This window comes from Mitsuaria sp. MSU3D (genome assembly GCF_056867975.1).
Genome location: NZ_CP200314.1, coordinates 3107013 through 3133628, shown reverse-complemented (window position 1 = coordinate 3133628; position 26616 = coordinate 3107013). Strand labels below are relative to the sequence as shown.

The following is a 26616-nucleotide window of genomic DNA, read 5'->3' as shown; positions in this document are numbered from 1 at the left end:
GACAAGCGCGATCCCTGACGTTCCCGAATTCCTGACCCGCAGAACATCCGCGCCCGCATGAACCGACTGGTACTGCAGGCACAGATCCTCGAAACCGCGGCGATCCGATACACCCCCGCCGGGCTCCCGGCCCTGGACCTGATGCTCAAGCATGAGTCCGTGGTCGACGAAGCCGGTGCTCCGCGCAAGGTCGCGCTGGAGATCAAGGCGGTGGCCATCGGTGATGTCGTGAAGCGGGTCCAGGCGCTGGACCTGACGGAGAAGACGGTGTTCACCGGATTTCTCTCGGCACAGCGACAGGGGCGAGGCACGGTGTTTCACATCACCGGCTTCGCGGACTGAACGGGACGGACAGGTCGCGCAGATCGTTTAAATCTGGATAGATAGCAGGAGTTCACTATGCCCCCGCCACGTGGTAAAGGTCGGTTCTCGAAGGACCGCAAGCCCAAGCGCAATCAACAATCGCTGCTGTTCCGTCGCAAGCGTTTCTGCCGCTTCACCGTCGCCGGTGTCGAGCAGATCGACTACAAGGACGTTGACGTCCTGCGCGACTTCGTCGGCGAAAACGGCAAGATCGTGCCCGCCCGCCTGACCGGCACGCGCGCCTTCTTCCAGCGTCAGCTGTCGGTGTGCATCAAGCGCGCCCGCTTCCTGGCCCTGCTGCCGTACAGCGACCAGCACAAGGTCTAAGGAGTCCACCCCATGCAAGTCATCCTGCTGGAAAAAGTGGCCAACCTGGGTAACCTCGGCGACGTCGTCAAGGTCAAGGACGGCTACGCCCGCAACTTCCTGATCCCGACCCGCCAGGCGCGCCGCGCCACGGAATCGGCGATCAAGGAATTCGAAGCCAAGCGCGCCGAACTGGAAAAGATCGCCGCCGAGAAGCTGTCCGCTGCGCAAGCCCTGGGCGAGAAGATCAACGGCAACACCGTGACGATCTCGCAGAAGGCTGGCGTCGACGGCCGTCTGTTCGGTTCCGTGACCAACGCCGACATCGCTGAAGCGCTGACCAAGGCCGGCACGGCCATCGTCAAGTCGCAAGTGCGTCTGCCCAACGGTCCGCTGAAGACCGTCGGCGAATTCCCGATCAACGTCGCTCCGCACACCGACGTGGTGGTGGAAGTGACCGTGAAGGTCGTCGCCGAAGTCGAGTAATTGCTCGACACACCCGTTGGGCGCTTCGCGCGCCCTTCGGGCATGCCCCGACTTGCGAAGGCCGACTGGTCCAGCAAAGATCGGGGCAGAACAAAAGAAAGCCGACAGCTGCGAAGCCGTCGGCTTTCTGCTTTTCCGGGGGTTGAGTTATCCCGCTCGCTCCACAAGCTATCAAAAGCTCATCCACAGGCTTGTCCACAATGTCCGCGATCTTCACCACGCCCGGGTCAGGTGCCAGCGACAGCGAAATCGCGCGACTGCGCGTGCCGCCCAATTCGGTGGAAGCCGAGCAGAGCGTGCTCGGCGGCCTGCTGATCGACAACACCGCCTGGGACAAGGCGGCGGACACGCTCAGCGACTCCGACTTCTACCGCTACGAGCACAAGCAGGTCTACGCCGCGATCGGCAAGCTGATCAACGGCGGCAAGCCGGCGGACGTGGTGACGGTGTTCGAGGAACTGACCTCGGTCGGCAAGGCGGAGGAGTGCGGCGGTCTGGCCTACCTGAACGCGCTGGCGCAGGGCGTGCCCAGCGCCGCCAACCTGCGCCGCTATGCCGAGATCGTTCGCGAGCGCGCGATCCTGCGCAAGCTGGTGGCGACCTCCGACGAGATCGCGACCGCCGCGCTGAATCCCGCCGGCCGCGCGGTCAACGAGATCCTGGACGAGGCCGAAGGCAAGATCTTCCGCATCAACGAGGAAGGCTCGCGCGGCGGCACCGGATTCCAGAGCATGGACCGGCTGATGGTCGAGCTGATGGACCGCGTCAACGAGCTGGCGGAGCAGGGCGCCGAGGACGTCACTGGCGTGCGCACCGGCTTCTACGACCTGGACCGCATGACCGCGGGCCTGCAGCGCGGCGACCTGATCATCCTGGCGGCGCGGCCGTCGATGGGCAAGACCGCGTTCGCGATCAACATCGGCGAAGCCGTGGCGATCAACGAGGGCCTGCCGGTCATCATCTACTCGATGGAAATGGGCGCGGCGCAGCTGGCGCTGCGGATGGTCGGCTCCATCGGCCGCATCGACCAGAGCAACCTGCGCACCGGACGCCTGAAGGACGACGAGTGGGGGCGGCTGGCCGAGGCCGTCGACAAGCTCGGCAACGCGCCGATCTACATCGACGAGAGTCCGGGCCTCTCGCCCAGCGAAGTGCGCTCCAGAGCCCGGCGCCAGGCGCGCATCTCGGGCCAGATCGGCCTGATCATCATCGACTACCTGCAGCTGATGAGCGGCAACGGCGGTGGCAGCGAGGAGAACCGCGCGACCGTGGTCGGCGAGATCTCGCGGGGCCTGAAGGCGCTGGCCAAGGAGCTGCGCTGCCCGGTGATCGCGCTGTCGCAGCTGAACCGTTCGGTGGAGACACGGCCGGACAAGCGGCCGATGATGTCCGACCTGCGCGAGTCGGGCGCTATCGAGCAGGACGCGGACATCATCATGTTCATCTACCGCGACGAGTACTACACCAAGGACGAGTGCAAGGAACCCGGCGTGGCGGAGATCATCATCGCCAAGCAGCGTAACGGCCCGGTGGGCACGGTGAAGCTGGCCTTCGCGCGGCAGAACACGAAGTTCGAGAATCTGGCGCCGGGTTACGTCAGCCCGGGCGGCGACGAGTATTGACCGACGGGGCCGGGCAGGCTCCGGGAGAAGCACCATGCCTGACCACCGTCCACTCCTTCACCAGACCGCGGAGCTGGCTGCCCGCTACCTCGAGGGCATCGAGCGACGGCACGTCGGCGGCCTGGCCACGCGCGAAGGACTGCTGACCGCCTTGGGCGGGGCGCTGCCCCGGCAAGGACTGACCCCCGACCAGGTGATCGAGGACCTGGCCCGCTTCGCGGACCCGGGCGTCGTCGCGAGCGCCGGCCCGCGCTACTTCGGGTTCGTGACCGGCGGCGCATTGCCTGCCGCGCTCGCGGCGGACTGGCTGGCGAGCGCCTGGGACCAGAACGCGTTCTCGTGGGTGATGTCGCCGGCCGCCGCCGTCGTGGAAGAAGTGGCCGCCGGCTGGATCCTCGATCTGCTCGGACTGCCGGCGTCGTCCTCGGTCGGATTCACGTCCGGCGCCACGATGGCCACCTTCACCGGCATCCTGGCGGGGCGCCACCGCGTGCTGTCGCGCGCGGGCTGGGACGTCCAGCGCGACGGCCTGATCGGCGCGCCGCCGCTGACGGTCGTGTTGGGCTCCGAGGCGCACGCCACGGTGCTGTCCGCCCTGCAGATGGCAGGCCTGGGCAGCGGCCGGGCCCGGCGCGTGGACAGCGATGAACAAGGACGCATGAAGCCCGGCGCGCTGCGCAGCCTGCTTGCGGAACTCGGAGACCGTCCGGTGCTGGTGTCGGCCCAGGCGGGCAACGTCAATTCCGGCGCATTCGACCCGCTGCCGGAGATCGTCGACGCCGTCCGCGCGCACCCGAATGCCTGGCTGCATGTGGACGGCGCGTTCGGGCTGTGGGCGGCGGCTTCCGACGCGCTTCGATCGCATGTCGACGGGGTGGCCGGCGCCGACTCCTGGACGACCGATGCGCACAAGTGGCTCAACGTGCCCTACGACTGCGGCGTGGTCATCGTGCGCGATGTCGACGCACATCGGGCCGCGGTCAACTTCGGTGCCGCCTATTACGTGGTGGGCGACGGTGGCGTCCGGGAGCCGGGATCCTGGGTGCCGGACTCGTCGCGGCGGGCGCGCGGCTTCGCGGTCTATGCGGCCTTGCGCCAACTGGGCCGGGCAGGTGTCGCCGATCTGGTGGACCGTTGCTGCGCGCTGGCCCGGCGGCTGGCCGACGGGCTGCGCGATGCGCCCGGTGTGGCGATCCTCAATGACGTGGTGCTGAACCAGGTGCTCGTGCGTTTCGCTCCGACGGCGCGGCCGGGCGACGGCCCCGACGTCGACGCTGACGCGATCGATGCCTTCACGCGCCGGGTGATCGCCGCGGTCCAGCAGGACGGCACCTGCTGGGCCGGTGGCACGACCTGGCACGGCATGGCCGCGATGCGGGTCTCGGTCTCGAACTGGGCCACCCGCGAAGCCGACGTGGACGCCTCCGTCGAGGCCATCCGCCGGTGCGCCGCCTCCGCCTGAAGGTGCGGACACTGCAACGATGAATCAACGCGCCACGCTCACCGATTCCGGCACGAGCCGATAGCCGCTGGTCGCCAGGGCTGAACTGAGGGGGCGGACCTCGAGCGTGCCGGTGCGTCGAACGACCGCCCGCTCACCCACGTGAAAACCGACGGCCATTCAGGCCTGCCTAAGTTTCGACATTGAAGTCTACCAACTAGTAGGTAAACTATGAATCACATCAAACGGCAGGCCTCTGCGCAGCAACTGGAATTCACTTCATCATGTCCCATCACGTCGAATCCTCCGTCCTCAAGCAGGACCATTGGCTCAAGCGCTACTACCTCACCCGCGCGCTGTTCTCCATCGTCTGGGTCGCCGCCGCGATCGTCATCGGCAGCCGGTCGCCGGTGATCGCCGCGGTGCTGCTGGTCCTCTATCCGGTCTGGGACGCCGCCGCGAACTGGGTGGACGCCAACGCCAGCGGCGGCCTGCAGGCCAACCGCACGCAGCGCATCAACGTGTGGGCGAGCGGCATCACGACGCTCGCCGTCTGCCTGGCGCTGACCGCGGGCATGAACGCCGTGCTCGGCGTCTTCGGGGCCTGGGCGATCGCGTCGGGTCTCATGCAGCTCGGCACGGCGCTGCGCCGCTGGAAGTCGCAGGGCGGGCAATGGGTCATGGTGCTGAGCGGCGCCCAGTCCGCGCTGGCCGGCGGCTTCTTCATCGCGCAGGCGCAGAAGGCCGACGTTCCCTCGATCGTGAACGTCGCGGGCTACGCCGGCGTCGGCGCGCTGTACTTCCTCATCTCCGGCATCTGGCTGACCGTCAGCCTCTCGCGTCGGGCGAAGAAGGCATCCGCCTGAGCGCTGCGCGATGAAGGAAGCCCTGGAGCCGCATGGGCTCATGCGGTTCGAGGGCGATGCGGCGGGGTCAGGTGTTGAGCGTCACGCCCGTCAGCCGCTCGCTGAGCGTCCACAGCCGCTCGGCCTGCGTCGGGTCGATCGCCCAGGGCCGCACGCCGCCGTCGAACACCTCGCCGTCGAACACCTCGCCGTCGGCCACGACGCGCGCGACGTCGCAGTTCTCGCAATAGAGGCCACCGAGGCCGTCCAGTTGGCGGCTGGTCGCGCACCACAGCGTGGTGGCCGCCCCCTGCGAGAGGTTCTTGTATCGCCCGCCTTCCTCGACCGACATGCCCGCTGGGGCAACGCCATGGGCGTTGTCCGGAGAGAGGCCGAAGGCGGCGTAGTCCTCGGCGGTGAGATCGCGTGTCAGGTCCGTGAGGATGGCGCCCGGATGCACGGCGAAGCCGCGCACGCCGTGGGCCGCGCCTCGGCGATCGAGGCCGACGGCGAAGAGCGCGTTGGCGGATTTGGACTGGCCGTAGGCCTGCCATTTGTCGTAGGGGCGTTGCGCGAAATCCGGATCGTCGAAGTCGACCGGCGCGAAGCGGTGACCGAGCGAGGTCAGCACGACGACACGCGCGGCGCCCGCGCGCAACAGCGCGGGCCACAGCCGCAGCGTCAGCTCGAAATGACCGAGGTGGTTGGCGGCGAACTGGCTTTCGTGACCCCGCGCGTCGCGACGTAAGGGCGTCGCCATGATGCCGGCGTTGAGGATCAGCAGATCGAGCGCGTCACCGCGGCCCACGAGCTCGTCCGCGAAACGCGCGATCGAGGCCGGGTCCAGCAGGTCCATCTCGGCCTGCTCGACGTTCGGGAGTCCTTGGAGGGCGACCCGCGCCTTGTCAGGACTGCGCGCCGGCACGACGACCCGCGCGCCCGCCGCGGCGAGCCCACGCACGGTTTCCAGGCCGAGGCCCGCATAACCGCCGGTCACGACGACGCGCTTACCGGTGAGGTCGACGTCGCGCAGGACGTCCGTCGCCGTGGTCGTGGGGCCGAGGCCGGAGGGCAGGGGATGCTGGTGGGTGTTCATGCTGGACATGATCTGCCACCGGGCCGCGGACGGCCATGCCGTCCGATCCGGATCAATTGCCTGATCGTCCGGCCTGCAGGGCTTCCGGCGGCAGGCCCGCCACGGCACGGGTCCACATGCGCTCGTAGAGCGCCTCCAGGTCGCGCGCGAAGGCCGTTGAATCGATCCATGCGGGGATCGCCGGGGTCGCCCGGGCGGCTTGATCCGCCTGATCTGCCTGATCTGCCTGATCTGCCTGATCTGCCTGAACCGCTCGGCTGGCGAGTGCGCAGACCTTGTCGACATACGCCTCGGGCGTGTCGCAGACCAGCCCGAACAATCCGGCCTGAACGAGGAGGCTCTCCGCCACGCGTGACGCGAAGCCATCACCGCGCAGCGTCACCACCGGCACGCCGGCCGCGAGCGCATCGCTGGTCGTCGTGTGCCCGTTGCAGGGCCAGGTGTCGAGGGCCACATCCGCCGCGGCGAGCCGGTTCCAGTGTTCGGCCATGCCCACCGGCGGCATGAACACGATCCGCTCCGGCGCGATGCCGCGTGACGCGGCCTCGGCGCGCAGCTGCGCGTCGGCCTGCTCGCCGCCGCTGAGCTGCCACAGCAGCGCCTGCGGCAGGCGATGCAGGATCGTCATCCATGCATCGAAGACGGTGGGCGTGATCTTCAGCACCACGTTCGCCGAGAGCAGCACGATCGCATCGTCCGGCAGATCGAGTTCAGCGCGCGGCGTCGGCACGATGCGCCGCGTCGCGTCGCCGGGCTGGTAGCAGCGCGGCAACTGCGCGATCCGTTCAGCGTAGAACGGCGCATCGCCGAGCGGCGTCACGATCGCGTCGCCGATGACGTAGTCGATGAAGTCCGCGCCGCAGGTGCCCGGGAAGCCGAGCCACGCGACCTGCACCGGCGCCGGTCGCGCGGCCAGCGCGATGAAGCGGCTGCCGGCGGTGTGGCCCTTCAGGTCGACGGCGATGTCGACGCCCTCGGCGCGTATGCGCGCGGCGATGCCGGCGGGATCGAGATCGCCGACATCGATGAAGCGCTCGCAGGCGGCGCGGAGGCGCTGCTGCAGCGGCGATCCGTCGTCGGGCCCGTGCGAGAACAGCAGCACCTCGAAGCGCTCGCGATCGCGGCACTCCAGGACCTCGACCATCAACGCGGCGGTCGCGTGGGCATGGAAGTCGGAAGACAGATAACCGATGCGCAGCTTCGGTTTCGCGATGGCTGTCACTGGCGGCAAGGCCGCGATGCCGCGGCTCAGGAATCGCGTGCTCAGCCGCGCCACCTTCAGCAGATCCGCCGCCGCGTGCGGCAGCGTGGCCAGCGCGAAGGGCACGCCGAATTCATCGTCGGCGTCGTCGGGCTTCGCACGGATGACCGCGTGCAGCGCGCGCAGGTTCTCGTCGAAGTCCAACCAGCGCGCGCATTGCTGGTCGCCATGGGCCTGGTAGGCCTGCGCCATGACGCTGTCGGGTCGCAGCGCGGCGACGGTGCGGAAGCACTCGGCCGCCTCCGCCTTCATCTGCAGCGACTGCAGCGCGAAGGCCAGCTGCAGGTAGGCGTCGACGTCGTCGATCTTCAGCGCGAGCGCCTGCATCAGCGGGCCGATCGCGTCCTGCACGCGCCCGCTGCGCCGCAGCGATTCGCCGAGGTAGCGCTGGAGCTCGCTGGACGCGACCTGCGCGTGCGGCTCGAGCAGCGCGACGGCCTCGGCGTAGCGGCCGCGGCCCATCTCGTGGAGGGCGTTGCGCAGCAGGTCTTTGAGGGCATCCATGGGGGACGATTATGGAAGCTCAGGCCGCCGTGCCCGACGGCGCGCAGAGCTCGATGCAGAAGGCCATGAACGCCTCCACCGAGGCCGGCGGCAGCCGCCGCGACGGCCGCACGATGTGGAGCGGGAAGGTCTCGCCCGGCCAGTCCGGGAACAGCTCCACCAGCGTGCCGTCCGCGATCAGGTGCTCGACGCTGAGCGCCAGCACCTGTGCCACGCCGGCGCCCGCCACGCAGGCCTGCACCATCGCGTCGGCGTCGGTCATCGTCAGCGAGCCCGAGGTGGCCACCGTCAGCTGTTCCTTCGCGCGGCCCTTGCCGCGGACGAAGATCCATTCGAACGGCCGGCCGCGCTGCGGATCGATGTACTGGAGGCAGTCGTGCTTCGCCAGCTCGGCGGGCTTGCGCGGGCGTCCGCGCCGGTCGAGGTAGGACGGCGCCGCCACCGTCAGCACGCGGTTCTCCAGCAGCTTGCGCGAGGTCATCGTCGACGCCGGCTGCGGCCCGAAGCGCACGGCCACGTCGACGCCCTCCGCGACCAGGTCGCCGCTGCCCGGGAACTGCACCATCGTCAGCGTCAGGTCCGGGTAGAGCGCCTGCAACCGGGGCAGGGCGGGCGCCAGCACGTAGCGCGCGAACAGCGGATTCAAGCTCACCCGCAGCGCGCCGCGCACGCTGACCGCCGCGCCGGAGACCACGTTGGCCGCCTCCTCGATGCCTTCCAGGTGCGGCACCGCGTGCTCGTACAGCCGCGCGCCTTCGCCGGTGAGGTGCAGCGAGCGCGTCGTGCGGTCGAGCAGCCGCACGCCCAGCCGCTCCTCCAGCCGCGACACCGCCCGGCTCACGCCCGAGGCCGACATTCCCAGCACTTCGCCGGCCTTGCTGAAGCTGCCCGATTCCACCACCGCGGCCAGCACGCTCATGCCGGCCAGCAGACGTCCGTCGATGCTCATCTTTGAATTTCCGCAAAGATCATTTGAGCGACTCTACCTTTATCAAAGATCGCCCGCTTCGCATCATTCGGTCCGTTGCCTCAATCCCGAGTCGACTCCCTCCCGAGTCCTCAACGAATCCCCAGCGATTCCCCCAACGGAGTTCCCCATGACCGATCGCGACATCCTCTTCAAGGCCGGCACCGTCATCACGATGGATCCCGCGCTGCCCAACCTGGCCGTCGGCGACGTGCTGGTGCGCGACGGCCGCATCGCCGCCGTCGGCGCGGCCCTGCCGGCCGGCGACGCCGAGGTCATCGACGCCGCCGGTTGCATCGTGATGCCCGGCCTGGTCGACGCCCACCACCACGCCTGGCTGGGCGTGATGCGCCGGCTGATGCCCGACGTCGACGACCTCTTCGCCTACATCGACGTGGTCGCCGAGCGCCTCGGCGCGCACTTCCGCCCGCAGGACATGTTCACCAGCACGATGCTGACGGCGGCCGCCTCGCTGGACGCCGGCATCACGACGATCGTCGACGCCTGCCACAGCGCGCGCAGTCCCGAGCACACCGATGCCGCGCTCGACGCGCTGGATGCCTCGGGGATCCGCGCGCTGCACATGGTCGGCCCCGCGATGGACAAGGGGGCGTCGTCGGCGCATCTGCCGGGCGATCTGGCGCGCCTCGCCACGCGCTGGAACGCGAGCGGCAGCCGCGTGAAGGTCGGCCTCTTCGGCCAGTTGAAGCTGGACTGGTGGGAGGTCGCGCGCGGCCTGGACATGCGCATCCTGACCGAGTTCATCGGCGACCTCGCGCAGCTCGGCCCCGAGTTCGCGAAGCCCGGCGTGCTGGGTCCGCACAACCTCTTCAACCATTGCACGCGCGTCCCGGCGGCGACGTGGCGGCTGTTCGCCGACGCCGGCGTCAACATCACCGTGAATCCGCGCTCGGACGCGCTATTCGGCTTCGACGACGAGACCTTCGCCTACCAGGTGGCCGTCGACCACGGCCTGGCGCCGGCGCTGGGCATCGACCTGGACACCGCCTTCGGCAGCGACCTGTTCGGCGAGATGCATGCGCTGTTCCACCAGCAGCGCGCGGCGATGCGCTATCGCCGTTTCCGCGGCGAGGCGGACGTGCCCGCGCCGATCGGCGTCGAGGAAGTGCTGCGCGCCGCCACCGTCAACGGCGCGCGGGCGGCGGGCCTCGAGGATCGTGTCGGCATGCTGACGCCGGGCAAGGCGGCCGACCTCATCATGGTCCGCACGCAGGGCGCGGCCGTGTTCCCGGTGACGAACGCGATCGCCACGATCGTGCAGGCGGTGGAACGCGCCGACGTCGATACCGTCGCGGTCGGCGGGCGCCTGCGCAAGCGCGGCGGGCGGCTGGTCGATGTCGATCTGGCGAAGCTCGCCGCCGACGCGGCCGCGTCGCGCGACTTCCTGCTCAGCGCCAGCGGGCATCGCGTCGACCTGTTCAAGAGCGCGGCATGAGCGCGCCGACCTTCACCGCCGCCCAGGCCGCCACGCCGACCTTGAACCGTCCCGCGCCCGGCGTCATCGCGGCGCTGTTCTGCGGCTACCTGGCCGTCGGCCTGCCGCTGCCGGTGCTGCCGCTGTTCATTCATGAGCAGTTGGGCTTCGGCACGCTGACCGTCGGGCTGGTCATCGGTCTGCAGTTTCTCGCCACGGTCGTCACGCGGGGCTATGCGGGTCGCCTCGTCGACGGGCAGGGCGGGCGGCGCTCCGCGCTGCAGGGTGCGCTCGGCTGCGCGGTGGCGGGCCTCCTCTACCTGGTCGCTGCGCTGCCCGGCTGGTCGTCCGCGACGGCGCTGACGATCGTCGTCGCCGGGCGGCTGGTGGCCGGCTTCGGCGAAAGCCAGTTCGTCACCGGCTGCGTGTCCTGGTCCATCGCGTCGGTGGGGCCGCAGCGCGCGGGAATGTCGATGTCGTGGACCGGCATCGCGATGTTCGGCGCGCTCTCCATCGGCGCGCCGATGGGGATGTGGCTGTATCGCGGCCACGGCGGCGGCCATGACGGCGCCCACGGCCTGGTCCCCGTGATGGCCGCCTGCATTGCGGCGCCGCTGGTCGCCTGGGTCATCGCGCTGGCGACGCCGGCCTGGCGCATGGCCGGTGGCCTGCGGCTGCCGTTCCGGCGCGTCGTGGGTCAGATCTGGCGGCAGGGACTCGGCCTGACGCTGCAGGGCGTCGGTCTCGCCGGCCTGACCGCCTTCGCGTCGCTCTACTTCGCGGCGCGCGGATGGTCGCAGGCCGGCATCGTGATGACCTGCTTCGGCGTCGGCTTCATCGCCGTGCGGCTGCTGCTCGGGCATCTGCCCGACAGGATCGGCGGCCGGCGCGTGGCGTTGTGGTCGCTGGTTGTCGAGGCGGTCGGGCAGGGCCTCGTCTGGGGCGCGCCGCAACAGGCCGTCGCGCTGGCCGGCGCCTTCGTGTCCGGCTTGGGCTGCGCGCTGATCTACCCGGCGTTGGGCGTCGAGGCGCTCAAGCGCGTGCCGCCCGCCAGCCGCGGCAGCGCGATCGGCGCGTTCGCGGCTTTCCTCGACATCGCCTATGGCCTGGCCGGCCCGGCGGCGGGGCTGGTGGCCGGCCGTTTCGGATACGCGGCGGTGTATGCGCTGGGGGCGGTGGCCGCGCTGCTCGGTGCGGTGCTGGTCGTCACCGACGGTCAGAAGGCATGAGCCCGACGGATGCCGATGGGTGCCGACGGATGCCGATGGGCACTGGCATTTGTCGGCGATACTGTATAAATTGACAGTATGCCGCAAGACACCAGGATCGCTCCCCCGCCGCTGTACATCCAGGCCGACGCGCTGAAGGGCCGGGGCAGCGCCTGGGCGATGCCGCACCGCTTCGAATCGCGCGAGCGCGAGCAGTATGACGACGGCTGGGGCACGCTGGACCAGGAGGCGCTCGAGGAACACATCGCGCCCAGGACGCAGATCATCGAGGAGCACGCGAAGAAGATCGTCAGCGGCAACCAGTCGCCGGACATCGGCTTCGACCTGTCGATCAATCCGTACCGGGGCTGCGAGCACGGCTGCATCTACTGCTTCGCGCGGCCGACGCACAGCTACCTGAACCTGTCGCCGGGCCTGGACTTCGAGACCAAGATCATCGCGAAGGTCAACGCCGCGGAGCGGCTGCGAGAGACGCTGGCTTCGTCCGCGTACAGGCCCGCGCCGCTGGTGCTGGGCACGGCGACCGATGCCTACCAGCCGATCGAACGCAAGCTGGGCATCACGCGCGCCGTCGTGGAGGTGCTGACGGAGGCGCGGCATCCGTTCTCGGTGGTGACGAAGTCCAGCGGCATCGAGCGCGACCTGGACCTGATCGTGCCGATGGCGCTGCGGCGGCAGGTGTCGGTCTATCTGTCGGTGACCTCGCTGGACCCGGCGCTGTCGCGGATCCTGGAGCCGCGCGCGGCCTCGCCGCAGCGGCGGCTGCAGACGATCAGGACGCTGGCGGAGGCGGGCGTGCCGGTCGGTGTCAGCGTGTCCCCGGTGATCCCGTTCCTCAACGAGCCGGAGCTGGAGCGCATCCTCGAAGCCGCCGCGGAAGCGGGGGCGACAAAGGCCTTCAGCATCCCGCTGCGGCTGCCGTGGGAGGTGGCGCCGCTGTTCCACGACTGGCTGCGGCTGCATCAGCCCGACAAGGCGGCGCGCATCATGGCGCGGCTGCACGACATGCGCGGCGGCAAGGACAACGATCCGCGTTTCGGCACGCGCTTCACCGGCGAGGGGATCTGGGCCGAGCTGCTGCAGCAGCGCTTGCGCAAGGCCTCCAAGCGCTTGGGCCTGGGCCGCGAGCGGCACCAGTTCGACTTCAGCGAGTTCCGTCCGCCCGCCAAGGTGGTGGGACAGCAGTCGTTGTTCTGAAGACATCGCGTGGTCACGTCGCGGGGCAGGCAAGACCTGTCCCCGATTTCGACGTTAGCTAGGTGCAAACCCTGATTTGCATCGCGCCTCGCAACCTTCGACCCGCTTCCCGAGCACCCATGAATCAGCCGGCGGTCCCTGTCAGGGAGCGCGCCGGTGGCAACGCCGTCGCTCCCAGCGAAGGTTTCGTGGGTTCTCTTTCGCGGGAGCGCGATGCTGTCCATCCTGATCGGCCATTCCTACTTCCTCCGCTTCGATCCCAAGCAATTCGAGCGCGCCAAGCCCTATCCGCCACTGGCGACGCTGCAGGTCGCCGCGCAGGTGCGCAATGCCGGCCATGACGTGGCGCTGTTCGACGCGATGCTGGCCGACGGCACCGCCGACTTCGAGGCCCGGCTGCGGACCCACGCGCCGCAGGTGGTCGTGCTCTACGAGGACAACTACAACTACCTGAGCAAGATGTGCCTGGGCCGGATGCGGGCCGCGGCCTGCGAGATGACGGCCGCCGCGCGCCGCCAGGGCGCCCGGGTCCTCATCGCCGGCTCCGATCCGAGCGACGATCCCGATCCCTACCTCGACGCCGGCGCCGACGTCGTGTTGCTCGGCGAGGGCCTCGAGGCCTTGCGCCTGCTGCTCGCGCGGCTGGACCGCGATCCGCGCGAGTCCGTCGCCGCGCTGTGCGCGGGCTTGTCCGGCATCGCCGCCCGCATCGACGGACGGACGGTCCGGCGCCAGGACGAGTCCTACTCTCCGTCCCCCTCTGCGCCGCCCTCCCAGCACAACTCCCAGCACAACTCCGAGCACAACTCCGAGCACAACGCCGAGCCTGCCTCCGAGCCCGCGCCGGCGGCTTCCGCCTCGTCCTTCTCCGCGCCGCCCCCGCCCGTCATGACACCCGCAGCGACGCCCACCATCGACCGCCCCGTCGTCTGGCTGGGCGGCGACGTCGCCGATGCGCGGACACCGCCGCGCACGCCGGTCGGCGACATCGCCTGGGACCTGGTCGACATCGACCACTATCGCGCCGTGTGGCGCCGCGCGCACGGCCGTTTCAGCCTGAACATGGCCGGCTCCAAGGGCTGCTCGTTCCGCTGCGCCTGGTGCGCCAAGCCGATCTGGGGCAACCGCTACCAGCCACGCGCGCCGGAGGCGGTCGCCGCCGAGATGCTCTGGCTGCGGCAACACCTGGCCCCCGATCACGTCTGGTTCGCCGACGACATCTTCGGTTTCCGCGCCGACTGGGTGCGCCGTTTCGCCGCGACGCTGGCGGAGGGCGGCGGCGGTCTGCCGTTCACGATCCAGACGCGCGCCGACCTGATCACCGAGGCGATGGCCGATGCGCTGCGGGACGCCGGCTGCCAGGAGGCCTGGATCGGCGCGGAAAGCGGCAGCCAGCGCGTGCTGGACGCGATGCACAAGGGCACGACGGTCGAGGAGCTGCACGTCGCGCGGCGCCGCCTTGGCGCGCGCGGCATTCGCGTCGGCTTCTTCATCCAGCTCGGCTACCTCGGCGAGGAGATCGAGGACCTGCGCGCCACGCGCGCGCTGATCGAAGAGGCGCGGCCCGACGACATCGGCGTGAGCGTGTCGTATCCGCTGCCGGGCACGCCCTTCCACGAGCAGGTCAAGGCGCAGCTCGGCGCCAAGACCCATTGGGACGACAGCGCCGACCTGGCCATGATGTTCAAGGGCCGCTACACGAGCGAGTTCTATCGCGCGATGCGCCACCTGCTGCATCGGCAGGTGAACCTCGATCAGGCGCACTGGACGGCGGACTGGACGGCGGACCGGGGGCGCGCCGCCCGCGACCGGCTGCGGCGCGAGTGGCAGGTGTTGCTGGGCCGCGAGGACCGCTACCGCACGGCCGTGCCGTCAGCCGCCGCCGGCACCGCCCAGGAGCCGTCGCAGGTCCGCGGCGGTCTCGCGCGGGTGGCGGCCGCGAGCTAGCTCGAAGGCCGGCAGATGCGCACAGCGCTCGACGGTCTCTTGCCAGCCGGGACGCCAGGCCGCATAGGGCTGCGTCGTGGCCAGCCGCGCCGCGACCTCGGCCGGCGCCAGCGGCCGCCAGGGATCGGCACCCGGGGCGGGCATCGGCGACAGAAACACCAGCAGGCCGAGCACCGGCGGCGTGGCGGCCAGCGGCAGCCAGCCGCCGCGCAGGTCGAGCTCGAACTTCTCGGCGCCGCTGCGGCGTCGGATCACGGGCGACGCCGCCAGTCGCGCCCGCGTCGCCGCGTCGTCGACGCGGTCGAGGCTGTCGGTGCGCAGATGCAGGAAGTTCGGCACGCCGGTGACGCGCAGCGAGGCCGGGTCCAGGAAGGCGCCGTCCTCGGTCACGCCCGCCAGGCCCTGCAGCATCGCGTGCAGCGTCAGCGTGGACTTGCCCGCGCCGCTGTGGCCGATGAGCAGGGCGGCGCGGCCGTCCAGCGCGACGGCGCCGGCATGCAGCGCGTGCAGGCCCTGCGCCCGGGCGGCGAGCTGGTAGACGGCGCACTCGACCAGTTCCATGCGGGCGTCGAGGGGCCGGTCCAGCAGCTCGGGCGACAGCGTCACCAGCGCGCGGCCGAGCTCGGGCATCACCAGCGTCATGTTGACGGCGTCGAGCGCGACGCCGAAGACGCCGGCGCCGCTCAGGTGGCGCGCGGCGGGCGGACGGTCCAGGCGGGGCGGCCAGCCGGCCGTCTCGCCGCGACGCAGCCGGACCTGCAGCGCCGGGCCGTCGCCCAGGCGCTGCGGCGGCACGCCGGCGTAGGCCGCGTCGACCGGCGCGAGCAGCGGCTCGTCGTCGGCGAGGAATTCAAAGGTGGCGCCCAGCAGGTCCGCGCGGCGGCGCAGGAGCGGGCGTTGTTGTTCGTCGAACGGGTCGACGGGATCGCCGAGAGGTGTCATTCGCATGGCAGTCATCGAAGGCAAGAGCTCAAAGGAGTGGGAAGACATGAAGGACATTGACGGCGACGGACGCGAGCGCCACGGCGGAGGCGCTCCGGCGCTGCCCCCGGCGCCCGAACTGGCCCTGCTGCTGCGCGAGGCCACCGAGCGGCTGGCGCGCGAACTGGCGCAGCCATCGGCGCAGGCGCCGGACTGGAGTCCGATCGGCTGGCGCGTGGCCATGGCGGCGGCGGTGATCCACGGCATCGCGGGCCTGCTCGACGAGCGGCTGCGCTGGCGCGGGCCGCCGGTGTGGCAGGCCTTCCTGACCGGTCAGCGCCAGCACCTGCGGCTGCGCGAGGAGCGCATCCGCGACATGCTGCGGCGCATCGATGCCGAGGCCCTGCGCGACGGCCTGCCGGTGATCGGGCTCAAGGGCTCGGCGTTGCTCGGTCTGCGGGCATACGCGCCGGGACTGCGGCCGATGGCCGACATCGACCTGCTCGTGCGTCCCGAGGATCGGCTGCCCGCGCTGCGGATGCTGGCGCGCCTGGGCTACCGCCCGGAGGTCGACTCCGGCCGCCACCTGACGCTGCTGCCCGCGTCGTACGTTCCGGGCTCGGCCGTCCATTTCGGCGAGCACGCCGATCAGGTGATCAAGATCGAATTGCACAGCCGCGTCGCCGAGCCGCTGCCGGTGCGCGCCGTCGACATCACGGCGCGGATCCTGACGCCGTCGGCGGCGCCCGGCCTGCGCCCCTACCCGGACCTCGTGGCGCTGATGCGGCATCTGGTCCTGCACACGGCCGGCAACATGCGGACCCACACGCTGCGGCTGGTGCAGCTGCACGACCTGGCGCTGATGGCCGAACGGCTCTCGGAGCGGGACTGGCAGGCGCTGGCCGGTGGCGAAGGCGAGGGCGAAGGCGAAGGCGACGGCGACGGCGAACAGGGAGATCCGGCCTGGTGGGCGCTGCCGCCGCTGCGTCTGGCGCAGCGCCAGTTCCCGGTGGGCGCGCTCAGCGAGCACCGCCTGCATGCCTTCGAACGCGGCTGTCCGCCGTGGTTGCGGCGGCACGCGCAACGGACTGCGGTGACCGATCTGTCGCTTGCGCGCCTGTTCATTCCGGCGCTGCCGGGCCTGGTCTGGTCGCGTCATCCGGTGGACGCGTTGCGACTGATGCGCGACCGCGCGTGGCCGGGGCGCGTGGCCCTCGATCGGATGCGCAGCGTGCGTGACTCTCAGTCCTGGTTGCGCGACGACGCTTGGAGTCAGCGGTCCCGTGTCGGGCGCATGGCGAGCTGGCTGATCGATACCCCGCCCAGCCCGGCGGCACGGTTCTCGGTGCGGCAGGCGCTGGCCTACCGCGAACCATGATGCGCGGCCCCGGTTCATGGGCGCCCCCGCCGCGCCAGCAACTCCGCATGCAAGGCCTCGAAGGCGGCGGCGGTGTGATCGGCGTCTTCCGCGCAAGCCAATGCCTGCGCGCGGCGCGCGAGGGCCAACCGCAGCGGCTCGTCGCCGCCGAGCCGCAGGATCGCCCCGGCCAGCGCCGCGGGGTCGCCGACGGGCACCGCGAGGGCGGCGTCCTGTGCGCCCCATTCGGCGATGTGCCCGACGGCGGTGCCGGCGCACGGCACGCCGGCGACGGCCGCTTCCAGCGCCACCAGCGGCCCCGCCTCGTGGCGGGACGCCATCAGCAGCACGTCGGCCTGTTCCACCCAGGGCCGGCAGTCCCGCTGCGGCTGGAAACCGTGGAAGCGCACCAGGCGCTCGTCCAGGCCCAGCGCGCGGGCCCGCGCCTGGACCGCGCCGTCGAGCGTGTCGATGCCGACCATGTCCAGGCGCAGCGGCAGGCCGGCGGCGGCCGCGCGTGCCACGGCGTTCAGCAGCGTGGTCTGGTCCTTGACCCGGTTCAGGCTCGCCAGATGCAGCAGCCGCAGCGGCTCTCCGGCAGCGCGCGGACGCGGGGCGCGGGGCGGCCAGGTGGCGAGGTCGACGCCCAGCGGCAGCCGGCGCGCTGGCACGCCCTGATCGCCGATCAGCGCCAGCATCGGCGTGCTGGCCGCGGTGACCGCGTTCGCCCGGCGCAGCAGCCAGCGCTCGCGCAGGCGGCCGCGGCGGGTCAGCAGGCCGCCGTAGCCGATGTCGCGCAGGGCGACCACTTCCCCGCCGGCGACGTGCACGGCGCTGGGCAGCGACAGCAGCCGCCCCGCCATCACCGCGCTCAGGCCACAGGGCCCCGCCCACAGCGATTGCACGAGTGCGAACGGCGCGCGCCGATGCTCGGCCAGGATCGCCGCCAGCGCGCGCCAGTGGGCCGTTCTGGCCGAACCCCCGACTGCGTGCACCTGCGCGCCGCGCAACGGCCATCGCGCGGCGTCGCGTTGCTGGTACAGCGCGAAGACATGCAGCTCGTGCCGCGCCGCGAGCCGCTCCACCAGCGCCAGCACCGCCGGGATCACGTCGTGCGTCCCGGAGGGATGCACGCCGCCCGGCACGACCATCGCCAGCTTCGTCATGCCGCGCTCCCCGGGGCAGTCATGCCTGTCCGACGCCGCAGGTCCGTCTTCACCGCTGTCCTCATCGCCGTCTTCGCAACCGGCTTCGCAACCGTCTTCGCAGCCGTCTTCCCCGATGCCTTCACCGATGTCCTCCGGGCCATCCTCAGGGCCGACCTCATCGACGCCCTGATCGCCGTCCTGATCGCCGTCCTCATGGCCGTCGCCTCTCCCGCCTTCACCTTCACACCTTGCTCCTTGACATGACTCCCTTGCCCGACCTCCAGACCCGGCTGCGCGAGACGCAGGCCGCCTTCGACAGCGTCGCCGCCGACTACGACGGACCGCGTGGCAACAACGCCGCGATCCAGGACATGCGCGCCGAGATGTGGCGCTGGCTCGACCTGAGCTTCGCGCCGGGCAGCCGCCTGATCGACCTGGGCTGCGGCACGGGCCTGGACGCCGTGCATCTGGCCGAGGCCGGTCACCACGTGCTGGCGACCGACTGGTCGCCGCGCATGGTGGCGCGCACGCGCGAGCGGGCCGAACTCGCCGGCGTCGCGGGCCGTGTGCAGGCGCTGGCCGTCGGCGCCCATGAACTGCATCGGCTGTCGGGCCGCGAACTCGACGCGCCGGACGACGGGATCGCCGCCGGCCCCGCTGGCGCGCCCGCGGGCGGTTTCGACGGGGTGTACTCCAACCTCGGTCCGCTGAACTGCGTCCCGGACCTGCGCGACGTGTCGCGCGAGTGCGCGCGTCTGCTGCGGCCCGGCGGCACGCTGGTCTTCACCGTCATCGGTCGTCACTGCCCCTGGGAGGTGCTGCACTACGCGCGTCAGCGCCGGTGGGCGCGTGCCATGGTCCGTTATGCGAGCGGCACCGTGCCGGTGGGCATGAATCGCCAGACGATCTGGACGCGCTACTTCACACCGGGCGAGTTCCGTCGCGACTTCATGCCCGAGTTCGAACTCGTGCATGTGCGCGGGGTCTGCGTCTTCGCGCCGCCGCCCTACCTGGCCGACTTCAAGCAGCGCCATCCGGCCTGGCACGAACGCCTGTGGCGGCTGGACCGGCGGGTGGCGGGCTGGCCCGGCGTGCGTCGGTTCGGCGATCATTTCCTGATCGTCCTGCGCAAGCGCGCCTGAGCGCGCGGGCGCGGCGCGGTCGAGGTGCCGCGCGCGGCGATCGCGCGGCACCGGACGGCCAGCCACCAGGCCGGCAGCGCGGCGGCGAGGCCGGCCGCCACCCCGGCGGGTGCCGGGACGCCGGCCGGCGCGGCGACGGCGCCGAGCCAGGCTGCGGCGCCCGCGGTGAGCGCGACGGCGGCGTTCGGGGCCAGCGCGCGCAGCAGCAGCGCCGGGCTCACGCCGAGCCAGCGCCCGTACAGCCACAGCTGGCAGGGCAGCGCCGCGGCGCCGCCGATCAGCAGCCACTGCGCGAAGCGATGCGCGCCGGCCGCGCCGCCGGGCAGCGCGAAGCCGGCCGCGAGTCCCAGCCACGCGGCGAGCGTCACGGCCTGCGGCAGCGTCGCCCAGGCCTGTCGCCCGATGGCCGTCAACGCCGGGCCGGCGCCGTTGAACACGGCCGCCAGCGCGGCCAGCAGCGCCAGCGGGGCCACGGCGGGCGCGGCGTCGCGCCAGGCCGGGCCGAACAGCGTCACCACCAGCGGTTCGGCCAGCGCCGCCGCCACGGCCAGCAGCGGCCAGGTGAGGCCGGTGAGGCGGCGCGTGGACGCGGCCACGGCCGGTCCGAGCGCGCGGCCGCGATGATGGCGCCGCGCCCAGCGTCCCAGCATGCCGAACTGCAGCGCCATGCCGGCCATGCCCGGCAGCAAGGCCGCCAGCGACTGGGCGCGGCCGAGCAGGCCCACCTGCGCGGCGCCGCCCCACTGGCCGAGCAGCAGCGACGGCGCGGCGCCCTGGATCGCCGCCAGCGCGGTGCCGAACACGGTGCTCCGACCGACGCGCAGGATGGGTGCCCAGCCGCGCAGCCGCGGCCAACCCCACAGGGCGCGCGGCCGCAGCGGCCAGACCGCGAGGCTGCATGCCCCCATGTTGACGACCTGACCCCAGGCCGGCGCGGCGGCACCGGCGCCGGCCACGGCCAGCGCGATGGACACCGCCGCCTGGCTGCTGTTGCCCCAGGCCGTGGTCCGCGCCAACTGGGCCGCGTCGCCGCTGCGCAGCGCCAGCGCCGTCATGACGGCGCCGATCGGGACGAGGACCAGTCCCAGCGACAGCGTGCGCAGCAGCGCGGCGAGTTCCGGCTCGCCGAAGGCCGCGGCGACCACCGGCGCGAGCAGCGTCAGGGCGACGGCCAGCATCGCGCCCGCGGCGCACGACAGCCCGAGCGCCGCGCGCAGCCGGGCCGCGTCGAGCGAGGGCTCGCGCTGCAGATAGGCCGACACGCCGAGGTCGCGTGCGCCGTGCGCGGCGCCGACCAGCGCGGAAGCGATCGCGAAGAGGCCCAGCTCGTGCGGCGTCAGCAGCCGGACCAGCACCAGCGACACGCCGAACTGCATCGCCTGCGTCGACGCGAGCGAGCCGGCGTGAATGAGCACGGCGCGGCGGCGCATCAGCCGCTCCGCCGCGCCGCGGCGTAGGCGTCCGCCAGCGCGCGGCCCAGCGCCGCGTGGGACAGGTGGTGCTCGAAATGGGCGCGCACCGCGTCGCGCTGCCGCGCCTGCACGGGGCCGTCGTCATGCCACAGTGCCGGCAGGGCCAGGGCGAGCGCCGCGGCATCGCCGGCCGGCCACAGGCGGCCGACGGCGCCGCGTCCGGTCAGCATCCGGTGCGACGGGATGTCGGTGACGATCGGGACGAGGCCGCAGGCCAGCGCTTCGATCAACGCATAACCGGAGCCTTCCCGATGGCTGCCGCTGACGAAGAGGTCGGCCGCGGACATCCATTCCGCGATCCCCGCGTGCGGCACCGGGCCGACCAGATGGACGCGCCCGGTCAGGCGCGGATCGCGCCGCACGCGGTCGCGCACGGCATCGAGCAGCGGCGCGTCGCGGAAGCAGCACCAGAGCCGCAGGCCGGGCAGCGCCGCGGTCGCACGCGCGACGCCCTCGAGCACGGTCAGCGGGTCCTTGTTGGCGTCCAGGTGGGCGACCCAGAGCAGCGCCGGCGTGCCGTACAGCCCGAGCCGCGCGCGGGCGGCGCGGTGGTCCACCGGCGTGAGATCGGTGCTCGATTCGGCGACCTCGATCACCGGGACGCCGCGCGGCAGGAGACCGCGGCGTCGCCACGGCGCGGCCTGCTCCGCGGCGCAGAACAGCGTGCCCGCCGCGCCCGCCAGCGCCCGTCGCTGCCGCCACCAGCGGATCGATCGCCAGACGTTCGGCGGACGGTCCGCGTGGTCCTGCAGCAGCAAGGGCACGTCCGGCAGGAGGCGGCGCAGGCGGATCGCTTCCTCGGGCGCGCCCAGGCTGTGCAGATGCAGCACCTCCGGGCGCAGGCGCCTCAAGGCCTCCGCCAGCGCGATGTCGGCCGCCGGACCGCCGCCGCGGTCCCACGGACCGAAGTGATAGGGGATGCCGTCGCGGACCCGGGTGTCGTGATGGGCGCAGGTCTGGAGGACGTCGACCTGCGAGCCGGCCCGGGCCGCCGCCTCGGCGATCAAGGTCAAGGTCCGCCAGGCGTGCAGCAGCTCGTCCGGCGGCCGGCCGGCGGGGTCGCGCAGCAGGCAGAGCTGCACCACGCGGGCGGCGGTCATGCGGCACTCATGCGGTGATCATGCGGTGATCATGCGGCGGCCTCGCCGGACAGCCCGGAGCCCGTCAGTTCGAGCCCGGGTTCCTCGACGCCGAGCGCGCGCAGTCGCCGCACCAGCCGCCGCGCGAGGCGCTTCGGCCGACCGTCGACGCGGACCGGGAGCAGGTCGGCCGCCGTCGCGCCGAAGGCTTCGGCGACGTCCGGGTCCGCGAGCAGCAGCTCGCCGCCCACCATCACCAGCCGCAGGTCCGCGCGTGCGGCCCGTGACAGCGGCAGGCCGGCGGGCAGCGCCAGCAGGTCGGCGCGCGCGCCGGCGGCGAGGTGGCCGCGGTCGGGCAGGGCGAGCAGCTCCGCGGCGCGCGTCGTCACGAGCGCCTGCGCCTCGCTCTCGCTCAGGCCCTGGAGTTCACGGGCCAGCGCGAGCTCCTCCAGCAGATCGCGCCGTCCGCTCGCGCGCGAATCGCTGCCCAGCGCGACGCGCCCGTGCGCGAGCAGCACGCCGACCTCGGCGGTACGACCGAACAGGTGCAGGTTGGAGCCGGGACACCAGATCAGCGCCGCGCCGCGCGCGATCAGCCGGTCGCGCTGTGGCGCGCTCAGGCCGACGCCGTGGACCAGGCGCGCGTTCGGCGTGATGCAACTCAGCCGCTCGAGCGTGTTGAACTCGGCCCCGGCGGCGGCATCGATCCCCTCGGCTGCGTGGACCATCCACGGCACGCCGGACGGCGTGTCCCGGTGCGAGCGCCGCAGCGCCTCCTCCCCATCCAGGCCCAGGGCGTTGCGCCAGGCCGGGTGGACCAGGACGCGGACGGGGAAGTCCGCGGCGCACAGCGCAGGATCGAGGGGATCGTGGTGGGCGACGGTGGTGACGCCGCTGAGCAGGTTCTTGATCGCGCCGTGCCACAGGCGCTGCTCGCGCGGGCGGGCGGCGTCGGCGAGCAGGACCGGATCGGTCGCGCGCCGCGGGGTGAGGTCGGCGATCCAGTCCGCGATGTTGCGGTGGCGCGCGCGGTACTGCAGCCGCGGCAGCGAGTTGCGGTGCAGATGCTCGTGCGCGTTGATGAGCCCGGGCAGCAGGCGGTCGCCGCGCAGCGCGATGTCCGGACCGGCCGGACCCGGCGAGCCGGGCGCGACGACGAGCCCGCCAGCCAGTCGCAAGGGCGGCCGCGGGCCGCCGTCATGCAGCACCAGCGGCGGAGGAGGGGCGGAGGGCGTCGCGGCGGCGGCGCAGGGGCTCATGGACGGGGGCGTGCGGGCGGGTCGATGTCATGGGTACCGATCCGGGCCGCAAAGGTTGCGGCCACCCCCTGGGGTCAGGACGTCACGGCCGCCGGCAGGCGCCCACCCAGTCCCAATCCTTGCGGTAGACCGAGGTCTCCACGCCGCTGAGGCTCAGCACCGTGTGATACAGCCCGTCGTGCGACATCGGCGTGTCGCGACGCTGCGTCAGGCAGGCGCTGTCCAGCTTCTGCGACTGCCGCGTCTGTTCCGGCAGCCACAGGATCAGCGGCACGTGCTTCTGCTGCTTGGGCGCCAGCGCGTAAGGCATGCCGTGCAGGAACAGGTTGTTCTCGCCCAGCGACTCGCCGTGGTCCGACACGTAGAGCAGGCTCGGGTCGAAACGCTGCTCCTGCGTGCCCAGCCAGTCGATCGCCTTCGCCAGCACGTGGTCGGTGTAGGCGATCGTGTTGTCGTAGGCGCGACGGACCTGGTCCAGCTCGCACTGCTGCAGCGCGTTGCTGCGGCACTCGGGCTGGAAAGGCTTGCGGTCGTCGGGCGTGCGCAGGTAGTAGGCCGGGCCGTGGCTGCCCATCTGATGCAGCACCAGCACGACGCCGCGCGCGACGCGCTGCGGATCCAGCGCGGCGATGCGCGCGTCCAGGTCGTGCAGCATCACCTCGTCGAGACACTCGCCGTCCGCGCGGCACAGGCCCGCGGGAATCGGGTGATCGGGCCGGGCGGGATTGATGGCCTGCGCATTCGGCACGCGGTCGCAGATGCCTTTGCAGCCCGCCTGGTTGTCCAGCCACAGCACCGCCAGCCCGGCGCGCTGCAGCACGTCCAGCAGCGTCTGCTGGTTGCCGGGATGGTCGACATACACCTCGCGGCCCAACTGCGAGAACATGCACGGCAGCGACGCCGCCGTCGACGTGCCGCAGGAGGCGACCTCGCGGTAGCTCAGCACCGGCTTCGTCGACAGCTCCGGATTGGTCGGCCGGTCGTAGCCGTTGAGCTGGAAGTTGTCGGAGCGCGCCGTCTCGCCCACCACCAGCAGGACCAGCGGCGGCCGCGCGCCCGCGGCACGCGGCGTGAGCCTGGCATCGGCGGCGACGACCTCGAGCGGTCCCCGGGGCTTCTTCTGCTTCTGCGCGGCCAACGCGGCGCTGGCCCAGATCGCGTTGATCGGGCTGACCATCTTGGTCAGCGTCTTGTTGTTGCGCAGCGTGGAGGCCAGGTCGGCCGTCCGCGTCGCCGCCAGGCCGACACCGAGCGCCAGCGCCAGGGCCACGCTCGCCAGGTTCCATCCCAGCCGCTTGAACCAGCGCGTGTCGCTCAGGCGCTGCCGCCAGATCCAGACCAAGGGGATCAGCGCGATCACCGCGACATGCGCCGCCAGTCCCCAGCCGATCAGGTCGCGCGTCTCGCGCACGTCGGTCTGCAGCGCGTTGGTGATCATCGTGCTGTCGATGATCACGCCGTAGCTGCCGATGAAGTAGGCCAGCGGCGCCGTCATCAGCAGCATCAGCGTCAGCAGCGGCTTCACCGCCACGCGCCAGGCCAGCAGGCTGAAGGCGGCGGCCAGCACCATGATCACGATGCCGGCGAAGACGATGACGAACAGCTTGCCCGAGGCGCCGGCGTAGTCCGGCATGCCCCACATCCGCTGCCACAGCGGCCAGTTGCCGAGCACGCCGACCCACAGTGCGGTCAGCCACGTCAAGACCAGCGGCGAACGAGCGCGCGCGGTGCCGGCCTCGCGAGCCTGCGAGGTCGAAGAATCGGAAAACGGCATCGTGTTGTGTCAGGCCGGCAAAAAGAAACCGGCCCTTGTAGTTGTCGTACCTGAAGCTCCCCTGAAGCCCCCTTGGCGCATGCTCGAGCTTCGCCGCAGCTTAGCCCCGGGAGCCCCCTTCATCCTCTCAAGGCCATGCCGCCGCCTCGGGCTGCCTTCAGCCCATGGCCGCCGGTCTGCACATACCGGCGCTGCAGGTCCTCGATCCGCGGCTCCAGCGCCCCCGGATCGCTCATCCGGTCCCGGTAGCGCTTGAGCACCAGCGCGGCCATGTCGATCAGCTTGGCGTTCAGCGTCAGCGTCCCTTGCTCGACCAGCAGCTGCACGCCGGTCTGCGCGTCGCCACGCATCGCATGGCGCATGGCCGTCTCGGAGATCGCGAACACCCGCGCATTCGCGTCGCGCAGCAGCTGCGTGCTGGGTTCGTGGCCTTCGGCCATGCTGATCATCACCTCGGTCGCCGACTTCGAACTGCAGAAGCGCAGGCCGAGCTGGCTCATGAGCGTCTCCATCTCGCTGAGCTCGATGTCCTGCCGCGCCATGCGCACCCACAGCGCGACCAGCAGGCTGGCGGCCTCGAGGTCGAAGTCCTCGTCGGCGGCGCGTCGCGCGAACCGGCGCGCGAGGAGCAGGGCGTCGGCCAGCTTGCGTTCCATCAGCAGCCGCAGGCCCTGCATCAGCACGTCGAAGCCCTGCAGGCGCTGGTCGCGCGGTGCGCGGTCCATGCCTTGCGTCAGCGCGTCCATCGCGTACTTCAGTCCCTTGCCGTCCTTCGCATCGAAACGCATCAGCGCGATCAGGGCCAGGCTGTGCGCATCGAACAGCTTGGAGCGCAGCCCCTGCGCCACGCTGCGCTCGAGCATCTTGAGCGCCTCGTCGCGCTGCCCCGCATAGAAGGCCAGCGTGCCGCAGTGCTGCTGCCGCAGCAGGCAGCCCGGCGTCAGCGTCGCGGCGGTGCGGTAGGTCGCGAGCGCGGCGTCGATCTCGCCCTGTTCCATCTGCACCCGGCCCATCAGGTCGTAGCTGTCGGCCTGGTCGGGCATGTCGCCGATCAGCGTCTCCAGCGTGCGGCGCGCGGCGCTGAGGTTGCCGCTGGCGACCTCGGTGCGCGCCACCCCCAGCCGCGCCCAGGGCACGGTGCGCGCGGCGATGATGGCCTCGTAGAGTTCACGCGCCTCGGTGTGGCGCTCCAGGCGCAGCAGCAGTTCGGCGCCGATGCGGGCGGCGTACAGCCAGTAGGTCGCCTTGCGCTGGAAGCGCTCCAGGCAGAGGTCCGCAGCGCGGTTGAAGTCCCGCGCGTCGATGGCGTCGAAGATGCCCTTCAGCTCCAGCTTGCGATGCCGCGCGTTGGCCAGCCGGTCGGCCAGCGCGGCGCTCGTGTAGGGCTTGACGAGGTAGGCGTCCAGCGCCGCCTCGGCGGCCTCGGCGACCTTCGCGTACGAAGCCTCGCCCGTGACCATCACGAAGACGGTGGAGTAGGGCAGCAGCTGCTCGCGCCGCAGTTCGTCGAGCAGGTCCTGGCCGGACAGCTCGGAGCCGTCGAAGTAGTAGTCGCACAGGACGATGTCGTAGGGCTGCGTCTCCAGGATCACGCGGGCGTCGCGCACGCGGGTGGCCTGGCGCACGTGGCCGACGCCGAGCTCGCGCAACTGCGCCGTCATCAGGCTGCGCGAGTTCGCGTTGCCGTCGATGACCAGCGCCTGCGTCTTGCCCAGCGGGCTGGCGAGCGTCATGGCCGCCGCCCCGCGGCGCCGCGCCACCCGTG

General features: G+C 71.7%; 23 protein-coding genes. 13 read left to right on the top strand and 10 right to left on the bottom strand.

Features of this window, described 5'->3' with window-relative positions:
* Positions 1-57: 57 nt before the first annotated feature.
* The 6 genes from priB to AC1VNM_RS13605 all read left to right on the top strand — a co-directional run bounded on the left by priB (position 58) and on the right by AC1VNM_RS13605 (position 5084).
* Complete coding sequence (gene priB / locus AC1VNM_RS13630) at positions 58-342, top strand: primosomal replication protein N (RefSeq protein ID WP_377152712.1); 285 nt, start codon at positions 58-60, stop codon at positions 340-342.
* Positions 343-399: 57 nt separating this feature from the next.
* Positions 400-690, top strand: coding sequence for a 30S ribosomal protein S18 (gene rpsR / locus AC1VNM_RS13625; RefSeq protein ID WP_067275431.1), 291 nt, complete (start codon positions 400-402; stop codon positions 688-690).
* A 12-nt stretch (positions 691-702) separates the two neighbouring features.
* Complete coding sequence (gene rplI, locus AC1VNM_RS13620; RefSeq protein WP_377152714.1) at positions 703-1155, top strand: 50S ribosomal protein L9; 453 nt, start codon at positions 703-705, stop codon at positions 1153-1155.
* Positions 1156-1355: 200 nt separating this feature from the next.
* Positions 1356-2777: a replicative DNA helicase gene (gene dnaB, locus AC1VNM_RS13615; RefSeq protein WP_377152716.1), complete on the top strand. Its 1422-nt coding sequence runs from the start codon at positions 1356-1358 to the stop codon at positions 2775-2777.
* A gap of 34 nt (positions 2778-2811) precedes the next feature.
* Complete coding sequence (locus tag AC1VNM_RS13610; RefSeq protein WP_483107276.1) at positions 2812-4239, top strand: pyridoxal phosphate-dependent decarboxylase family protein; 1428 nt, start codon at positions 2812-2814, stop codon at positions 4237-4239.
* A 263-nt stretch (positions 4240-4502) separates the two neighbouring features.
* Positions 4503-5084 (top strand): DUF308 domain-containing protein, encoded by a 582-nt coding sequence (locus tag AC1VNM_RS13605; protein WP_377152720.1) that lies wholly within the window; start codon positions 4503-4505, stop codon positions 5082-5084.
* A 67-nt stretch (positions 5085-5151) separates the two neighbouring features.
* Here the strand turns inward: AC1VNM_RS13605 and AC1VNM_RS13600 are convergent, their stop codons facing one another.
* Genes AC1VNM_RS13600 through AC1VNM_RS13590 form a run of 3 tightly spaced genes read right to left on the bottom strand, consistent with a single transcriptional unit; the run spans position 5152 to position 8873 of the window.
* Entirely contained in the window at positions 5152-6168 is a 1017-nt protein-coding gene (locus tag AC1VNM_RS13600; protein WP_483107275.1) for an oxidoreductase, read from the bottom strand.
* Between the two features lie 43 nt (positions 6169-6211).
* On the bottom strand, positions 6212-7924 hold the full coding sequence (locus tag AC1VNM_RS13595) for an O-linked N-acetylglucosamine transferase, SPINDLY family protein (RefSeq protein WP_483107274.1): 1713 nt from the start codon (positions 7922-7924) through the stop codon (positions 6212-6214).
* Between the two features lie 19 nt (positions 7925-7943).
* Complete coding sequence (locus AC1VNM_RS13590; RefSeq protein ID WP_483107273.1) at positions 7944-8873, bottom strand: LysR family transcriptional regulator; 930 nt, start codon at positions 8871-8873, stop codon at positions 7944-7946.
* 148 nt (positions 8874-9021) lie between these two features.
* On the opposite strand from AC1VNM_RS13590, the gene AC1VNM_RS13585 reads away from it, so the two are divergent.
* The 4 genes from AC1VNM_RS13585 to AC1VNM_RS13570 all read left to right on the top strand — a co-directional run bounded on the left by AC1VNM_RS13585 (position 9022) and on the right by AC1VNM_RS13570 (position 14699).
* Positions 9022-10347 (top strand): amidohydrolase family protein, encoded by a 1326-nt coding sequence (locus tag AC1VNM_RS13585; protein ID WP_483107272.1) that lies wholly within the window; start codon positions 9022-9024, stop codon positions 10345-10347.
* Positions 10344-11555 (top strand): arabinose transporter, encoded by a 1212-nt coding sequence (locus AC1VNM_RS13580; RefSeq protein WP_483107271.1) that lies wholly within the window; start codon positions 10344-10346, stop codon positions 11553-11555. The genes AC1VNM_RS13585 and AC1VNM_RS13580 overlap by 4 nt, the downstream gene beginning before the upstream one ends.
* Before the next feature lie 78 nt (positions 11556-11633).
* On the top strand, positions 11634-12752 hold the full coding sequence (locus AC1VNM_RS13575) for a PA0069 family radical SAM protein (protein WP_377152732.1): 1119 nt from the start codon (positions 11634-11636) through the stop codon (positions 12750-12752).
* A gap of 213 nt (positions 12753-12965) precedes the next feature.
* Positions 12966-14699: a B12-binding domain-containing radical SAM protein gene (locus tag AC1VNM_RS13570; protein ID WP_483107270.1), complete on the top strand. Its 1734-nt coding sequence runs from the start codon at positions 12966-12968 to the stop codon at positions 14697-14699.
* On the opposite strand, the gene AC1VNM_RS13565 is transcribed toward AC1VNM_RS13570, so the two are convergent.
* Positions 14625-15647, bottom strand: a complete 1023-nt coding sequence (locus AC1VNM_RS13565) for a hypothetical protein (RefSeq protein WP_483107269.1) — start codon at positions 15645-15647, stop codon at positions 14625-14627. The genes AC1VNM_RS13570 and AC1VNM_RS13565 overlap by 75 nt on opposite strands.
* A 40-nt stretch (positions 15648-15687) precedes the next feature.
* On the opposite strand from AC1VNM_RS13565, the gene AC1VNM_RS13560 reads away from it, so the two are divergent.
* Positions 15688-16998, top strand: coding sequence for a nucleotidyltransferase family protein (locus AC1VNM_RS13560; RefSeq protein ID WP_483107268.1), 1311 nt, complete (start codon positions 15688-15690; stop codon positions 16996-16998).
* A 14-nt stretch (positions 16999-17012) separates the two neighbouring features.
* Here AC1VNM_RS13560 and AC1VNM_RS13555 read toward each other — a convergent pair whose 3' ends face one another.
* Positions 17013-18143 (bottom strand): glycosyltransferase family 4 protein, encoded by a 1131-nt coding sequence (locus AC1VNM_RS13555; RefSeq protein WP_483107267.1) that lies wholly within the window; start codon positions 18141-18143, stop codon positions 17013-17015.
* Between the two features lie 21 nt (positions 18144-18164).
* On the opposite strand from AC1VNM_RS13555, the gene AC1VNM_RS13550 reads away from it, so the two are divergent.
* Both AC1VNM_RS13550 and AC1VNM_RS13545 read left to right on the top strand, forming a co-directional pair.
* Positions 18165-18389, top strand: a complete 225-nt coding sequence (locus tag AC1VNM_RS13550; protein WP_483107266.1) for a hypothetical protein — start codon at positions 18165-18167, stop codon at positions 18387-18389.
* A complete protein-coding gene (locus AC1VNM_RS13545) occupies positions 18386-19267 on the top strand; it encodes a class I SAM-dependent methyltransferase (RefSeq protein ID WP_483107265.1) in 882 nt (293 codons plus the stop codon). Before AC1VNM_RS13550 ends, AC1VNM_RS13545 begins: the two co-directional genes overlap by 4 nt.
* On the opposite strand, the gene AC1VNM_RS13540 is transcribed toward AC1VNM_RS13545, so the two are convergent.
* The 5 genes from AC1VNM_RS13540 to AC1VNM_RS13520 form a co-directional block, all read right to left on the bottom strand.
* A complete protein-coding gene (locus AC1VNM_RS13540; RefSeq protein ID WP_483107264.1) occupies positions 19234-20697 on the bottom strand; it encodes an oligosaccharide flippase family protein in 1464 nt (487 codons plus the stop codon). The two genes, AC1VNM_RS13545 and AC1VNM_RS13540, sit on opposite strands and share 34 nt — an antisense overlap.
* Positions 20697-21839, bottom strand: a complete 1143-nt coding sequence (locus AC1VNM_RS13535) for a glycosyltransferase family 4 protein (RefSeq protein ID WP_483107263.1) — start codon at positions 21837-21839, stop codon at positions 20697-20699. The genes AC1VNM_RS13540 and AC1VNM_RS13535 overlap by 1 nt, the downstream gene beginning before the upstream one ends.
* Positions 21840-21868: 29 nt before the next feature.
* The gene (locus tag AC1VNM_RS13530) at positions 21869-23077 is read right to left on the bottom strand and encodes an amidohydrolase family protein (RefSeq protein ID WP_483107262.1); all 1209 of its coding nucleotides are present in this window, start codon (positions 23075-23077) and stop codon (positions 21869-21871) included.
* 82 nt (positions 23078-23159) lie between these two features.
* Positions 23160-24851 (bottom strand): phosphoethanolamine transferase, encoded by a 1692-nt coding sequence (locus AC1VNM_RS13525; protein WP_483107261.1) that lies wholly within the window; start codon positions 24849-24851, stop codon positions 23160-23162.
* 119 nt (positions 24852-24970) lie between these two features.
* Positions 24971-26584 (bottom strand): response regulator, encoded by a 1614-nt coding sequence (locus AC1VNM_RS13520; protein ID WP_377152756.1) that lies wholly within the window; start codon positions 26582-26584, stop codon positions 24971-24973.
* Positions 26585-26616: the final 32 nt, after the last annotated feature.

Coding starts and splice junctions, on each gene's coding strand:
- priB (WP_377152712.1), top strand. CDS start 58: ATGAACCGACTGGTACTGCAGGCACAGATCCTCGAAACCGCGGCGATC.
- rpsR (WP_067275431.1), top strand. CDS start 400: ATGCCCCCGCCACGTGGTAAAGGTCGGTTCTCGAAGGACCGCAAGCCC.
- rplI (WP_377152714.1), top strand. CDS start 703: ATGCAAGTCATCCTGCTGGAAAAAGTGGCCAACCTGGGTAACCTCGGC.
- dnaB (WP_377152716.1), top strand. CDS start 1,356: ATGTCCGCGATCTTCACCACGCCCGGGTCAGGTGCCAGCGACAGCGAA.
- AC1VNM_RS13610 (WP_483107276.1), top strand. CDS start 2,812: ATGCCTGACCACCGTCCACTCCTTCACCAGACCGCGGAGCTGGCTGCC.
- AC1VNM_RS13605 (WP_377152720.1), top strand. CDS start 4,503: ATGTCCCATCACGTCGAATCCTCCGTCCTCAAGCAGGACCATTGGCTC.
- AC1VNM_RS13600 (WP_483107275.1), bottom strand. CDS start 6,168: ATGTCCAGCATGAACACCCACCAGCATCCCCTGCCCTCCGGCCTCGGC.
- AC1VNM_RS13595 (WP_483107274.1), bottom strand. CDS start 7,924: ATGGATGCCCTCAAAGACCTGCTGCGCAACGCCCTCCACGAGATGGGC.
- AC1VNM_RS13590 (WP_483107273.1), bottom strand. CDS start 8,873: ATGAGCATCGACGGACGTCTGCTGGCCGGCATGAGCGTGCTGGCCGCG.
- AC1VNM_RS13585 (WP_483107272.1), top strand. CDS start 9,022: ATGACCGATCGCGACATCCTCTTCAAGGCCGGCACCGTCATCACGATG.
- AC1VNM_RS13580 (WP_483107271.1), top strand. CDS start 10,344: ATGAGCGCGCCGACCTTCACCGCCGCCCAGGCCGCCACGCCGACCTTG.
- AC1VNM_RS13575 (WP_377152732.1), top strand. CDS start 11,634: ATGCCGCAAGACACCAGGATCGCTCCCCCGCCGCTGTACATCCAGGCC.
- AC1VNM_RS13570 (WP_483107270.1), top strand. CDS start 12,966: ATGCTGTCCATCCTGATCGGCCATTCCTACTTCCTCCGCTTCGATCCC.
- AC1VNM_RS13565 (WP_483107269.1), bottom strand. CDS start 15,647: ATGCGAATGACACCTCTCGGCGATCCCGTCGACCCGTTCGACGAACAA.
- AC1VNM_RS13560 (WP_483107268.1), top strand. CDS start 15,688: ATGAAGGACATTGACGGCGACGGACGCGAGCGCCACGGCGGAGGCGCT.
- AC1VNM_RS13555 (WP_483107267.1), bottom strand. CDS start 18,143: ATGACGAAGCTGGCGATGGTCGTGCCGGGCGGCGTGCATCCCTCCGGG.
- AC1VNM_RS13550 (WP_483107266.1), top strand. CDS start 18,165: ATGCCTGTCCGACGCCGCAGGTCCGTCTTCACCGCTGTCCTCATCGCC.
- AC1VNM_RS13545 (WP_483107265.1), top strand. CDS start 18,386: ATGACTCCCTTGCCCGACCTCCAGACCCGGCTGCGCGAGACGCAGGCC.
- AC1VNM_RS13540 (WP_483107264.1), bottom strand. CDS start 20,697: ATGCGCCGCCGCGCCGTGCTCATTCACGCCGGCTCGCTCGCGTCGACG.
- AC1VNM_RS13535 (WP_483107263.1), bottom strand. CDS start 21,839: ATGACCGCCGCCCGCGTGGTGCAGCTCTGCCTGCTGCGCGACCCCGCC.
- AC1VNM_RS13530 (WP_483107262.1), bottom strand. CDS start 23,077: ATGAGCCCCTGCGCCGCCGCCGCGACGCCCTCCGCCCCTCCTCCGCCG.
- AC1VNM_RS13525 (WP_483107261.1), bottom strand. CDS start 24,851: ATGCCGTTTTCCGATTCTTCGACCTCGCAGGCTCGCGAGGCCGGCACC.
- AC1VNM_RS13520 (WP_377152756.1), bottom strand. CDS start 26,584: ATGACGCTCGCCAGCCCGCTGGGCAAGACGCAGGCGCTGGTCATCGAC.